The organism is Burkholderia sp. SCN-KJ, assembly GCF_024656005.1.
Taxonomy (GTDB): domain Bacteria; phylum Pseudomonadota; class Gammaproteobacteria; order Burkholderiales; family Burkholderiaceae; genus Burkholderia.
Genome location: NZ_JANKOG010000015.1, coordinates 15671 through 28437, shown reverse-complemented (window position 1 = coordinate 28437; position 12767 = coordinate 15671). Strand labels below are relative to the sequence as shown.

The 12767-nt window shown below is 73.1% G+C and carries 7 protein-coding genes; 1 reads left to right on the top strand and 6 read right to left on the bottom strand.

Annotated elements, in window-relative coordinates:
- Window positions 1-9: 9 nt before the first annotated feature.
- The 3 genes from NQV17_RS23400 to bcsB are packed head-to-tail and all read right to left on the bottom strand — an operon-like array spanning window position 10 to window position 7493.
- Complete coding sequence (locus NQV17_RS23400; protein ID WP_257774052.1) at window positions 10-3939, bottom strand: cellulose synthase subunit BcsC-related outer membrane protein; 3930 nt, start codon at window positions 3937-3939, stop codon at window positions 10-12.
- Window positions 3924-5144, bottom strand: a complete 1221-nt coding sequence (gene bcsZ / locus NQV17_RS23395; RefSeq protein ID WP_257774051.1) for a cellulose synthase complex periplasmic endoglucanase BcsZ — start codon at window positions 5142-5144, stop codon at window positions 3924-3926. Before bcsZ ends, NQV17_RS23400 begins: the two co-directional genes overlap by 16 nt.
- A gap of 3 nt (window positions 5145-5147) precedes the next feature.
- The gene (bcsB, locus tag NQV17_RS23390; protein WP_257774050.1) at window positions 5148-7493 is read right to left on the bottom strand and encodes a cellulose biosynthesis cyclic di-GMP-binding regulatory protein BcsB; all 2346 of its coding nucleotides are present in this window, start codon (window positions 7491-7493) and stop codon (window positions 5148-5150) included.
- Between the two features lie 511 nt (window positions 7494-8004).
- Here bcsB and NQV17_RS23385 point away from each other — a divergent pair.
- Complete coding sequence (locus tag NQV17_RS23385) at window positions 8005-9027, top strand: sensor domain-containing diguanylate cyclase (protein ID WP_257774049.1); 1023 nt, start codon at window positions 8005-8007, stop codon at window positions 9025-9027.
- Between the two features lie 46 nt (window positions 9028-9073).
- Here the strand turns inward: NQV17_RS23385 and NQV17_RS23380 are convergent, their stop codons facing one another.
- Genes NQV17_RS23380 through NQV17_RS23370 form a run of 3 tightly spaced genes read right to left on the bottom strand, consistent with a single transcriptional unit; the run spans window position 9074 to window position 12701 of the window.
- Window positions 9074-9526, bottom strand: a complete 453-nt coding sequence (locus NQV17_RS23380) for a hypothetical protein (protein ID WP_257774160.1) — start codon at window positions 9524-9526, stop codon at window positions 9074-9076.
- On the bottom strand, window positions 9526-10935 hold the full coding sequence (locus NQV17_RS23375; protein ID WP_257774048.1) for a phosphatase PAP2/dual specificity phosphatase family protein: 1410 nt from the start codon (window positions 10933-10935) through the stop codon (window positions 9526-9528). The genes NQV17_RS23380 and NQV17_RS23375 overlap by 1 nt, the downstream gene beginning before the upstream one ends.
- A complete protein-coding gene (locus tag NQV17_RS23370) occupies window positions 10932-12701 on the bottom strand; it encodes a bifunctional alpha/beta hydrolase/class I SAM-dependent methyltransferase (RefSeq protein WP_257774047.1) in 1770 nt (589 codons plus the stop codon). Before NQV17_RS23370 ends, NQV17_RS23375 begins: the two co-directional genes overlap by 4 nt.
- Between the last annotated feature and the right edge of the window lie 66 nt (window positions 12702-12767).

The following is a 12767-nucleotide window of genomic DNA, read 5'->3' as shown; positions in this document are numbered from 1 at the left end:
CCCAGTCCCCTAGTAATCCGAATAAAGCCGCACCGGCGTCGGCGTGACGAGCCAGCTGCGCGCCGCGCGTGCGTCGAACGCATAGCGCAGGTACACGAGCGCCGAACTCGGCGCGTAGTCGTGCGACCGGTCGACGTGCAGTTGCGCGCCGACGCTCAGGTGCGGATTCACGCGATACTCGACGATGCCGTTCACGCCGTACGAGAACGACACGCCGCGCGTCGAACTGCCCGCGTAGACGAGCCCCGCCGCCTCCTGCGCGGCGCGCTGGTCCGCGAAGGTCGGGTAGAACAGCGAATCCTTTTCGTAGCTGTTCGAGATCCCGCCCGTGACGGTCAGGTCCCACGATAGCGCGTCGCGCCGCCCCGCCCACTCGAGCGGCACGCCGAGCGACAGGTAGCGCTGCGGGCTGTAGTAGCCGCCCTGCCCGTACGTGTAGTAACGCAGGTTCTGCGCGTAGTGCCACGCATTGCCGACGAGCCCCGTGCTCACCTTCATCGTCGCGCGTTCGTACACGGGCACCGTGAAGCCCGAGCGCAGCGTGAGTTCCGCGTTGCGCTCGACGTTGCGGCCGGACAGCACGCCCGCGCCGAGTTCCGCGAACAGGTTCACGCGGCCGACGTCGAGCGCCGCGCGCAGGTTCACGCCGTCGCGGCGCACGCCGCCCCACACCGCGCCCGTCCACGGATCGCGCATCCCCGCATACGACAGCACGCTGCTCGTTTCCGGCCGGCGCGACGCGTTCACGGTGAAGCTCGCCGGGCCCGCGTCGAAGCGGTAGCGCACGCCGCCGACCAGGTAATGCACCGGGAAGCCGAGCGGCGACGTGCCGAGATCGACGCGCCACGCATCCGTGCGATAGCCGGCGCCGAGCGCGACGCCCGTCATCGGCTGGTGCAGGTCGCCCTGCGGATGCGCGATCAACGCGGCGGCCTGCTGGTTCAACGGCGCCAGCGACGAGCCGGCCAGCGCGTTGAGCGCGCCGTAGGTGCCGAAGGTCTTCAGCGAATACGCGTTCGGGTCGCTCGTATCGAGCGTGCCGGCGTCCAGATGCACGGTGTCGAGCTGCAGGAACGCGTGCCCGTCGTAGCGCACCGGCATCTGCATGTAGATCGGCACCTGCTGCGCGCGGTACGCGGAAATCCCTTCGTCGCCCGACTTGTACGCGGGCAGCCAGCCGGTCTCGATCTCCGGATCGCGCCGCTGTTCGAGATCCGCGAAAGCGGCCTGCGCGGGCGTGCGGCCGTCGCGGCCCGGGCTCACGCCGCTCGTGCGTTCCTGCGACAGCGACAGCCGGTACAGCGACGCGGCATCGTCGTAGCGGCCCTGCGCCTCGGCCACGCGCCCGGCGGCAACCGTCACGTCGGCGCGCGCCGGATACGCGGCCTGCAGCGGGTCGATCACCTGCGCGGCTTCGTCCGGGCGGCGCAGCGCGTTCAGCCGGCGCACGACCGACAGCCGCGTATCGACGTCGTCGTCCGGCGTGCGCGCCAGCACGGCCTGCACGCGCGCGAGCGCGGCCGCGCGCTGGCCGCTGTCCTCGTCGATGCGCGCGAGCGCGAGCTGCGTGTCGGCATCGTCCGGCGTGCGCGCGACGACTGGCGCGAGCGCGTCGCGTGCCGCGTCGTAGTGCCCTTGCGCGCGCTCGAGATCGGCCAGCTCGAGTGCGTAGCGCTGGTCCGCGCGGCCGGCAGGGCTCGCGCGATCGAGCAGCGTGCGCGCGCGCGCATAGTCCTGCTGCGCGATCGCGTCGTCCGTCCGGCGCAGCACGAGCCGCAGCGACTGATCCTCGATGCGCGCGGTCTGTGCCGGCGTCAGCGCCGGTTCGCGGCGCAGCGTGTCGAGCCACGCGGCGAGCGCGTCGTCGCGCCCCGCGCTGCCGAGCAGGTCGCCGTAGCGCAGCCGCACGTCGGGATCGGCCTCGCGCGGATGCGCGGCGATCCAGTCGCGCAACGGCGCGAGGCCGCGCTCGGGCTCGCCCGCGTCGATCCACTGCGCGCCGATCGCGGCCAGCATGTCGGGATCGTCCGGCGCGCTCGCCTGCGCATGCGCGAGCGACGCGGCGAACGCCGCGCGATCGCCGCGGCCGAGTGCGCCGCGCGCGTCGGCCAGCGCGCTTTGCGCGTCGAGCTTGCGGGCGAGCGCGCGCATGCCGTCCGAGCGCTGCGCATCGTCGACACCCGCGAGCGCGGCCTGCGCGCCGGCGACGTCGTCGAGCGAGTTGCGATACAGCGCGGTCGCATAGCGCATCTCGGGCGTATCGCTTTGCGCGAGCCCATCATCCATCACCGTGCGGCCGAGCTGCGGCAGCCCCATGTCGCGATACAGCCGCGCGAGCGCGAAACGCGTCCACGGCGCATCGGGCGCCGCGCGCACGGCCGCTTCGTAGCGTTGCACGGCCGGCCCGCGTTCGCCCTTGTCCGCGAGCGCGCGCGCCTGGCTCGCGAGCAGGTCGGCGCGCAGCCCGTCGAGCGCGCGGCGATCGTCGCGGCCCGTCACGCGGCCTTGCAGCGCGTCGAGCAGCGGGCCGACGCGGTCCGCGCGGCCGGTGTTCTCGTACAGCATCGCCGTGCCGCGCACCGCCGACACGTTCGGCGAACGGGCGGCCAGCAGTTCGCGCAGCAACGGCTCCGCGCGCGCCCAGTCGCGCTGCGCGAGCAGCGCATCGGCGAGCTGCAGCTTCGCGTCCGGGCTGTCGGGCTGCATCGCGAGTGCGGCGCGCGCCGCGCGCTCGGCATCCTGCGGCCGCCCGGCCGACGCCGCCGCGCGGCCTTGCGCGAGCAGCCCCCAGAACTGCGCGGTACGCGCGAGGCTCTGCCACTTGCCGCGCTGGTCGGTCGACAGCGCCGCGGCGCGCGTGAACAGCGCGCGCGCTTCGTCGTGCCGGCCTTCGCGCAAGCGCAGCAGGCCGAGCCCGCCGAGCGCATCGGCGTCGCCGGCGCGCGCCTGCGCGGCGCGCGCGAGCAGCGGATCGGCACCGGCCAGGTCGCCGCGCGCGAGCGCCTGCAAGCCGCGCTGCTGCGCGATGTAGTCGGGGTCGCGTTCGAGCCGGCGCTGCGCGTCGCGCTGCCGGTCGAGTTCGGCGCTGCGCTCGCGGAATTCGGTGTCGTCCGGCACCAGCGCAAGATATGCATGCAGCGCATCGAGATACGCGGGATCGCTGCCGGCGGACTGCAGCACGCGCCGCCACACGGCCATCGCTTCCGTGTGATCGGCGTCGGCGCGCTTCGCGAGCGACCACGCGATGCGGTTCGCTTCCGCGCGCGTGTCGGCGCGCTGGTTCAGCAGCCGCGCGAGCGCGAGCGCCGCGCTCGTGTCCTGCGGGTCGGCCGCGACCGCGCGGCGCAACGCGGCGAGCGCCGATTCTCGGCCACCCGGCACATTCGCGACGATCTGGTAATACTCGGCGCCGAGCGCGCCGGACGGCGCGCCATTCGGGAACAGCGCGACGATCCGCCGGGCCGCTTCGTCGGCGCGACCGCTGCGCGCGAGCAGCCGGATCTGCGCCATCTCGCCGCGCCCGCTCGTCGCGACGCGGTATTCGTCGGCCGCGCGCCGCGTGCCGGGCGCCGCGGGCGCGCGGGCCTGCAGGCGTGCCAGCGCGGCCTGCGCGCCTTGCGCGTCGCCGAGCCGCAGCAGCACCCGCATCTGTTCCGCGAGCAATTCGGGATCGTCGGGCGCGATCAGGAGCCCCTTGCGCAACGCGTCGCGCGCGAGGTCGTCGCGATGCTTCGCGCCCCACATGCGGGCGGTCGCGAGCTGGCGCTGCGCATCGGGCAGGTCGGTCGTGGCCGGCGCCGATGCCGAGATGACCTTCGGCGCGACGGCTTTCGGCAGCGCGGGCGCGGCGACGGCAACCGGCGCCGCCGCCGTGACCGACGACGCGAGCCACGCGAACCCCGCGACGCGCGGTGCGGTGCGCTTCATCGGGCCGCGCATGAACGGTCCTCCCAGCGCGCATCGAGCGATCCGTCCGCGCCGAACCGGTAGCGGCCGTCGCGCCAGCCGAGGCCGAACAGCGTCAGCACGCTCGTGTAGTAGCCGGGCGCCGCCTGGCGCGCGAGCGCATCGACACGGGCCGCCTGCGCATCGGCGAGCGCATGCTGGCCGCGCGCGTCGAGAAACGGCACGGCCGCCGCGGAGAAGCCGCCGTTGCCGTCGTTCGGCCCCGCGACGCCGGTCGTCGTGTCGACCTTCTCCGGCGGCGCGCCATGCGCGGCGATATGGTCGGCGAACGGCGCGAAACGCGCGAGCAGCGGCGCGGCGAGCGGATCGGCGCGATCGAGCATGCCGGCCCACAGGTACACGCGGATCGCGTTGTACGCGCTTTCCGCATGGGTCTGGGGATCGGGGCCGAAGCCCGCGCCCGCGCGATACAACGCCCAGTCCGGCGAGAAGCCCTTCGGCGCGGTGTCGAGCAGCACGCGGCCGGTACTGGCCGCGAGCGCGGCCCAGCGGCGCTCGTCGGGCAGGCGCGCGGCGAGCCCGCGGATCACCTGCGGCGGCGAATAGCTCGGGTTCACGCGCCATTGGCCATCGGCCAGCTTGAACCCGGTCGGCCCGGGCAGCAGCGTGAGGCCGAGGCCCGGCACGCTGGCCGTCTCGTCGTCGAGCACGCGCTTCGCGAGCAGCGCGCCGCGCGCGGTGTAGCTGCGCTCGTGCCACAGCCGCCCGGCTTCGACGAGCGTGTAGGCGATCCAGAGATCGGCATCCGACGCCGCGTTCGCATCGAGCACGCGCCACGTGCCGTCCGGCGCGCGGCCCCACAGCCACGCCGGCAGCCGGGCGCTCAGGTCGCCCTGCGCGAGATTGTTCTCGGTCCATGCGAGGATCGTGTCGAACGTGCGTCGGTCGTTCGCGACGAGCGCGAAGAACAGTCCATACGCCTGCCCCTCCGATACCGTGCGCGAATCGGCCGAGCCGACGTCGATCACGCGGCCGTCGGCCGACACGAAATCGCGCTTGAACGCGTCCCAGCGCGGCCATGCCGCGCCGCACCGCACGTCAGCCGCACCGCCTTGCGCCGCCTGCGCACGCCCGGCCGCCCCGGCCGCTGCGCTCGCCGCCGCGACGGCCAGCACGAGCGTCGTGCCGACCCGCCGCGCCGGCCGCGCTGCCCGTCGCCCTGCGAATGCCCAAGCCATCCGTTACATCCCCCGGCGGCGCGCGGCGATTTTCTGCAGCACGCTGAACACGCCGAGCGCGAGCAACAGCCCCGCGACGACGCCGACCACGCCGAGCACCACCGGGTGCCGCGCCGCTTGCGTCCAGACGCGCGCATACCACGGCACGAAGCCGACCACGTAAGGATCGGCGACGCGCAGGCTGTCGACCTGCCCCGGCCGTACCAGCGCGAGGTCGCCCTGCAGCTGCGACACGAGGCCCGGCTTCTCGAAGACGTCCAGCAGGTCGGCCAGGCGCGTCTGGTCGGTCGCGGTCAGCGCGACGACGCTGCGGCCATGGCTGCCCGGCAGTTCGAACCCGGCGAGCGCGGCGAGCGCACCCGTCTGTTCGATATGCGCGCCGCCGTCGGCCATGCCGACGCCGTTGCGCCAGCGCTCCTTCACCGAGAACGCGACACGCGTCGCGCCGGTGCCGGCCTGCTGGTCGATCGCCAGCGGCAGCGCCGCGCGCCAGTGCGCGAGCAGCGGCGACGCGGGCGAGCCGTCGATCACGAGCAGGTCCTTGCGGCCCGCCAGCGCGGCGACGTCGCCGGGCCGCGCGACCTGCACGCGCAGCGCCGGGAAGCCGGTCCACTGCCCCATGTGGCCGAGCATCGTCAGGTAGGCTTCCAGCTCCTGCGGCGACGGCCGGTCCGGGATCACGACCGCCGTCTGCGACAGGTCGGCGAAGCGCGTGAACGGGAAGCCGCTGTTCGCGAAGAAGGCGAGGTTCGGCAACTGCGCGTAGTGGACGAAGTGCGAGAAGTCGATCGTCGAATCGGGATCGATCGCCGCGCGCTGCGGCTCGGTCGCGGTGCTCGAGCAGAGCCCCGTCTTCTGCGAGTCGAGCGTGAAGCGGAACTGCAGCTGGTTGCCGCTGCCGACGCGGAACGCCGGGATGTCGACATCGCTCGTCACGCGCCCTTCCGGCACCGCCAGCAGCGGCAGCTGCATGCGCCCGCGCGCGTCTTCGGCATGGGCCGGCCCGAGGCGGTACGACTTCACGAGCTGTTCGTTGATCTCGACGGCGAGCGTCGAGTTGTCCTGCACGGTCGGCGCCGTGTAGCGGTAGCGCAGCGTGATCGGCACGCCCGAGCCGTTCCACGAATGCAGGTCGGCCGGCACCCGCAGGTTCAGCCGGATCGCGTCCGGCGACGTGCCGCGCACTTCGAGTTCGCGCGGATCCGACACCAGTTCGCGGAACGCGATCGGCCGGTCCACCGGCAGCCAGCGCGGGGCGTCGTACGGCTTGCGCGGCGCGCCGAGATCGACGTGCGCGACCGTCGCCGCCGGGCCCGACAGCGCCGCGCGGCCGAGCACGAGCGCCGCGACCGCATCGTCGACCTCGGCCGCCGTGCGGCCCGTCACGACCAGCAGCTTGCGGCCCGGCGCGGCCGGGTTGTCGGCGACGGCGAGCAGCGGGCCGTTGACCGACGGCAGCGCGAGGCCGGCCGGCAAGGTCGCGGCCGTGCCGACCACCACCGCCTGGTCGTCGGCCGGCAGCGTCGCCGCGACCGGGAAACGTGCCTGCCGGTAGTCGGCCTGCGCGCCGAACCACGACGCGAGCACGCCGGCGCTGCGCAGCGTCGCCGAGTCGGGCGACGCCGGCAGCACGAACGGCAGCCGCAAGCGCCCGTTGTCGCGCCGGTCGAAGAACGGCGCGGGCAGCAGCGCGAGATCGTTCGGCAGGCGCACCGGCGACTCGTCGAGGATCAGCTCGCTCGTCGGGCTCACGTCGGCCCACAGCGCCGAGCTCGACGGGTCCTCGCAGTGATCGAGCGAGTAGTGCGCGATCAGGCGCAGGCCGATCTGGTTGAAGTCGGAGAAGTAGCGCGGATCGATCGGGATGTCCTGCGTGACGGTGCGGCCCGCGCGCGTCGCGTCGAACGGGACGGTCGCGACCACCTCGTCGTTCACCGAGACCTTCAGGTGCGACATCGGGAACACGAGCGACGGCGAATACGCATAGGTCAGGCGCAGCCGCGCGCCGGTGACCACGCGGTCGAGCCGCACGCCCGCATGGATCGTGCGCGCATCGTCGGCGCCGCGCAGGTGCACCGGATCGAACGCGCCGAGCGACGCGAACGGCAGGTGCACGGTCGTCGCCGGCAGGCCGGCGGGCGTCGCGCCGGCGGCGCTCGATGCGGCCGATGCGCTCGATGCGGGCGCGCCGCCGGCAAGCGCCGGCGTGGCCGGGCTGCCGGCGGACGCCGAAGCGGTGCCCGAAACGGATGCCGACGCGACCGGCATCGGCGCGGCCGACAACGCGGCCGCATGAAACGCGCCGAACGTGGCGAGCGACAGGACGAACAGCGACACGGCCGGCTTCATGCGCGGCTCCGCATCGTCGTGGTCGTCCGGTGATCAAGCGCGCGGCAATCGACGCGCCCAAAGCAGCTATGCCCGTGAGTGCACATCCCCACTGCTTCCCCTCAAAGTCTGGCCTGAATGCATGTATCGAAACGACGCGGCGCATTCTTCCGCTGCCGGTCCATCGGACGGTGCGCGCCTGGCACCGGCGCTCGCACATTCGTCACACTATCTCAAAATCAGGACAAAACTCACCCTGATTCGCGCTGACGAAGCGAAAAACAACTCAATACGGTCGGAAATACAGCGTGCGGCGATTGAATGGCAAGAATTACGCCGTTGCTGCCGGCCGGACCGATCGGCATACTGCCGACGCTGCCGGATCGGCGAACCGTCGCGCCGGCGAACCGTCCGGATACCGGATGCCGGATGCGACCCCTTGCGGGCCGCCCGGAACGCGCTGCCGCGTGGGCGGCGCGTATGCTACCGCAAGCCGGCGCAGCGTGCCGGGCTTTCTTCATGGAAAACTGACTTGGATCAAATCGTCGACACCGCCACCCCGTCCCCCGACACGCTGCTGCGCATCATCGCCACGCAGACCGAGATCGCGAAACTCGGCCTCGACCTCGGCAGCGTGATGGCCTATGTGACCGGGCAGGTGCCTCAACTCACGGGCGCGAGCGGCGCGGCGGTCGAATTCGCCGAAGGCGACGACATGGTGTACCGCGCCGCGTCGGGCTCCGCCGCCGGGATGCTCGGGCTGCGGTTGCGCCGCTCGGGCAGCCTGTCGGGCCTGTGCGTGACGCGCGGGGAATTGCTGCGCTGCACGGATTCGGAAACCGACCCGCGCGTCGATCGCGATGCCTGCCGCCGCGTCGGGCTGCGCTCGATGCTGGTGATGCCACTCACCCATGCGGACACGACGGTCGGCGTGCTGAAGGTGATGTCGCCGGAGGTCGACGGCTTCTCGGCCGCCGACGCCGGCACGCTGCGGCTCACGGCCGACCTGATCGCCGCCGCGATGTTCCACGCGGCGCGCAACGAGGCGAACGAGCTGTACCTGCGCGCGACGCACGACGCACTCACCGGCCTGCCGAACCGCGCGCTGTTCTACGACCGCCTGCGCCAGTCGATGCACACGGCGCTGCGCGCGAACGGCCGGCTCGGCATCCTCAACATCGACATGGACGGGCTCAAGCCGATCAACGACGGCTACGGCCACCGCGCGGGCGACGCAGCACTGCGCGAGGCCGCCACGCGGATGCTGGGCGCCGTGCGGCGCTCGGATACGGTCGCGCGGGTGGGCGGCGACGAGTTCGCGGTGATCCTGCCGAACGTCGGCAGCCGCGACGACATCGACGCACAACGCGCACGGCTCGCCCGGCAGGTCGCCGAACCGTTCGAGTTCGAGGGGCAGCCGCTGCGGCTCGGCGTCAGTGTCGGCGTCGCGATGCTGCCCGAAGACGGCACCGACATGAACGCGCTGATCGAGCGTGCGGACCAGGCGATGTACGAGGTGAAGCGCACGCGGACGCAGCGGGCATGCCACGCGTGACGCGCGACGCCCGGCCCGTTCGGCCAGCGGGGCCGCTCGCGCACGGCTAACCGGACTGCGGCACCGCGATCGCCACCCCGACCACGATCCACTGCGCGATAGCGACCAGCACACCGGCCCGGCACAACCCGAGCGCGCCGCGCACGCGCGCGTCGAGCGCGCGGCCAGCCTTCCCCGCATCGATCCAGCCGAGCTCGGCAAGCGCGCGATCGAGCGCGGCCAGCCCGTCGTCGACCGACGCGTCGCCCGACGCCGTGCGCGCCAGCGCGGCGAACAGCCGCCGGTCGATCTCGATGCGCACCGCGTACCACAGCGCGGCAATCCCCGACCCGGTGCTGATCGCGGCCAGCAGCACGCGCCCGATCGTCGCGGGCGCCCAGCCCGCCGCGATCCACCAGCCCGCGCCGGCCGCGGCCAGCGCGGCCGCGATCGCCAATGCGCCTGCATCGAGCGCGCCGCGCGCGGCGGCGATCCGGAACGGTGCGGACGCGTCGCGCATCATGCCCCGCCCGTCGTGCGGCGGCGGTCGATCCAGTCCTGCAGCACGGCCGCGCCGGCGTCCGACCAGACCGCGCGCGGCCGCACCGCCCGTATCGCCGCGAGCGCGTCGCGCGCGTCGCCGAGCCCCCGCCGCGCGGCGAGCCAGGCGGCCGCGCACAACACGCTGCGCCCGTAGCCGAGCGCACAGCAGACCAGCACGTCGCGCCCTTCGGCGTGCAGGCGTTCGAGCGCCGCGACGGCCGCCGCGAGCTGCGCGGCGCTGGGCGCGACGAGGTCGAGCTGCGGCACCGTCGCATACGCAACCGACGGGTCGGCCGCGGCCCAGCGCGGCATCTCGGCCGTCAGGTCGACGAGCGCCGTGAAGCCGTGGCGCCGCATTTCGCGCGTGGTCGGCGTGCGGCCGATCGACACGCGTTCGTCGATCCGCACCGGTGCGGGCTGCCGGAACGTCCACAACCGTGAATTGACGAAGGCACCGGCGATCGTCGGCGCGAGCAGCCAGCGGATGAACGCCGGGAAACGGCCCGCGTCGTCCTTCTGGAACGCACCGGGCGCGCCGCGCCGGTAGATCCACGCGACGCACGCCAGCGCCAGCGCGCCCCACCCGGCCGCCAATGCCGGGCCCGGCGCACGCGACACGCAGCCAAGCGCCACGAGCGCGACCAGTGCTGAACCGAGCGCATAGCGACGCGCGAGCGCGCGGCCGGCGGTGGACGGCGACCCGGTCGCACCCGGCAGCCGCCCCGCGGCGTCACGCATCGGAAACAGGAATAGCGCCAGGCAGCCGACGGCCGCACCGGTCGGCACGTCGATCGCGTGATGCTGGTAGGTCGTCAGCACCGACACGCCGATCGCCGCGAACCACGAATGCAGCACGATGCGCGCCGCCGTGCCGCGCAACTGCTTCGCATAGACGGCCCACAGCACGACGAGCAGGCCGATGTGCAGCGACGGCGCCTGGTTGAACGGCTTGTCGAACCCCATCAGCAGCGTGAACAGCGCGCCGGCCACGCCGCCCGCGTCGGGCCGCTCGAAGCCGAAGCGCAGCGGCCACGCGATGAAGCACGCGACCGACACCAGCTGCACGGTCAACAGCCGCTTCACGTGGTCGAGCAGATCGTCGCGACGGGTCCAGAAGAAGAACGACAGCGCGTACAGCAGGTCGATCGACCAGTACGGCACGATGGTCCACGGCACGAACGGAATCGCGTGTTCCCAGCCGAACGCGAAGGTCGGCACCACGGCGCGGCGCGCGGCGAGCCAGTTCGCGAAGCCGTAGGTGGAGAAGAACACCGTGCCCATCGCGGCGAGCCAGCCGACGCGCAGCGCGAACGACGCGTCGCGCGCGCCGGCCGCCGGCTCGGCCAGACTGCCGCCCGCGCCCGCACCGCCGCCGAGCGCGCTCATGACGCGTCGACCCGCTGCGCGAGGCTGACCGTGAAGATGCCCATCTCGTCGATCCGCTGGTCGAGCTTGCGAAAGCCCGCGCGCGCGACGAGCTCGTCCATCTCGGCCTGCGAGCGGCGGCGCATCACCCAGGTCGCGTCGCCGCGATGATTGTTCAGCGCACGCGCGATGAATTCCAGCTGCGGATGCCACGGCTGTCCGGTGTAGACGAGATAGCCGCCGGGCGGCACCGCCTGCGCGAGCCCGCGCAGCGAGCGTTCGATCAGCGCGTTCTCGCCGAACAGCTCATACAGCCCCGACACGATCGCCAGCGTCGGGCGCGGCTCGAGCGTCGCGAGCGACGCCTCGTCGAACGCATCGCCGCGCTCGAAGCGCGCGATCGGCTCGAGGCCGCGCTGCGCGATCAGCACGCGCCCGGCCTCGACGTTCGGCGGGCTGTAGTCGCGCAGCGCGATGTCGTCGGGCGCCGCGCCGTCGCGTTCGGCGGCCGTCGCGATCGCGTCGAGCACGTAGCGGCCGTGCCCGGCCGCGATGTCGACGATCCGCACCGGTTCGCCGTGGCCGCGCAGCCGGCCGATCGCCGCGCCGATCAGCTCCTGCAGATGCACCTTGCGCTGACGGATGCCGACCCAGCCCGGCGAATCGAGATAGGTGCGGTCGATCAGTGCGCCGACCCCGAGCCGGCCCTGTGCGCGGTTGCGGTACACGTAGTCGAGCGTCGAGCCCGAATCGAAGCCGAGCCGCAGCCCGAGCGCGATGCCGTCCGACAGCATGCCGCCGGCCTTCAGCCCCGCCCGCGTGATCGCCCAGTACGCGCGGGCGAACGGGTTCGCGGGCGGCCGGCCGAGCGCCGCGTATTCATCGTGGAACGCGCCGCGCCGGTCGGCGTCGGCGAGCGACACGCGCGGGCTCGGCGTGTCGAACTCGCGCAGCACGAACGCACGCAGCGGCGCGAGCGCCTGCGCGCGGTCGCGCTCGCCGAGCGTGTCGTGATAGAAGCCGGGCAGCACGATGCGCTCCTTGCGCGCGGCGCCGAGCCGCTCGAAGAAGCGGTCCTGCGGGCCGCGATGCACGACCCAGTCGGCGCCCGAGATCAGCAGCTGCGTCGGCACGGTGATCGCCGCCGCATCGGCGACGATCCGCTGCGCGGTATCGTGCAGGTCGAGCAGCATGTTCACGGCGATCGGCCGCGTGATCAGCGGATCGGCCGCATAGCTCGCGATCCGTTCGGGATCGTGCGTGAGGAATTTCGGTTTCACGTAGCTGTTCACGTAGAACAGCCCGCGCAGCTTGTGCATCAGCCGCAGCCCGGGCCGCGCGAACGGCACGTAGAGCTTGATGCGGAACGCCGGCGACGCGACCACGAGGCAGCGGATCGGTGGCGCGTAATCGTGTACCCAGGTGGCCGCGAGCACCGCGCCGACGCTCTGCCCGATCACGGCCATGTCCGTGATCGCGATGCCGTGCGTGTCGCGGATATGCTCGACGAAGGTCTGCAGGTCGCGCACCGACGCGGCCGCGCTCGGGCTGTAGCCGCGCGCGCCGGGCGAGCGGCCGTGGCCGCGCGCATCCCAGGCGAAGAACGCGAAGTCCGGCAGGTCGAGTTCGTCGACGAGGTGCGCGACGCGCGCCGAATGTTCGTGGCCGCGATGCAGCAGCACGATCGCGCCGCGGCAGCGTGGGCCCGTCGCGGGCCAGTGACGATAGAACAGCGTGTCGCCGTCGTGCGTGATGAAGTCGGCCTCGCGGGCCGTGCGTGCGCTCATGCGATCTCTCTCGTTTCGTTATTCGAATCATGCGGCGCCGCCCTCCGGCGCCGGTCCCGCTGCGGC

What these genes read in the sequence shown, in the direction of transcription:
- NQV17_RS23400 (WP_257774052.1), bottom strand. Translation starts at nt 3,939, where the DNA reads ATGCGCGGCCCGATGAAGCGCACCGCACCGCGCGTCGCGGGGTTCGCG.
- bcsZ (WP_257774051.1), bottom strand. Translation starts at nt 5,144, where the DNA reads ATGGCTTGGGCATTCGCAGGGCGACGGGCAGCGCGGCCGGCGCGGCGG.
- bcsB (WP_257774050.1), bottom strand. Translation starts at nt 7,493, where the DNA reads ATGAAGCCGGCCGTGTCGCTGTTCGTCCTGTCGCTCGCCACGTTCGGC.
- NQV17_RS23380 (WP_257774160.1), bottom strand. Translation starts at nt 9,526, where the DNA reads ATGCGCGACGCGTCCGCACCGTTCCGGATCGCCGCCGCGCGCGGCGCG.
- NQV17_RS23375 (WP_257774048.1), bottom strand. Translation starts at nt 10,935, where the DNA reads ATGAGCGCGCTCGGCGGCGGTGCGGGCGCGGGCGGCAGTCTGGCCGAG.
- NQV17_RS23370 (WP_257774047.1), bottom strand. Translation starts at nt 12,701, where the DNA reads ATGAGCGCACGCACGGCCCGCGAGGCCGACTTCATCACGCACGACGGC.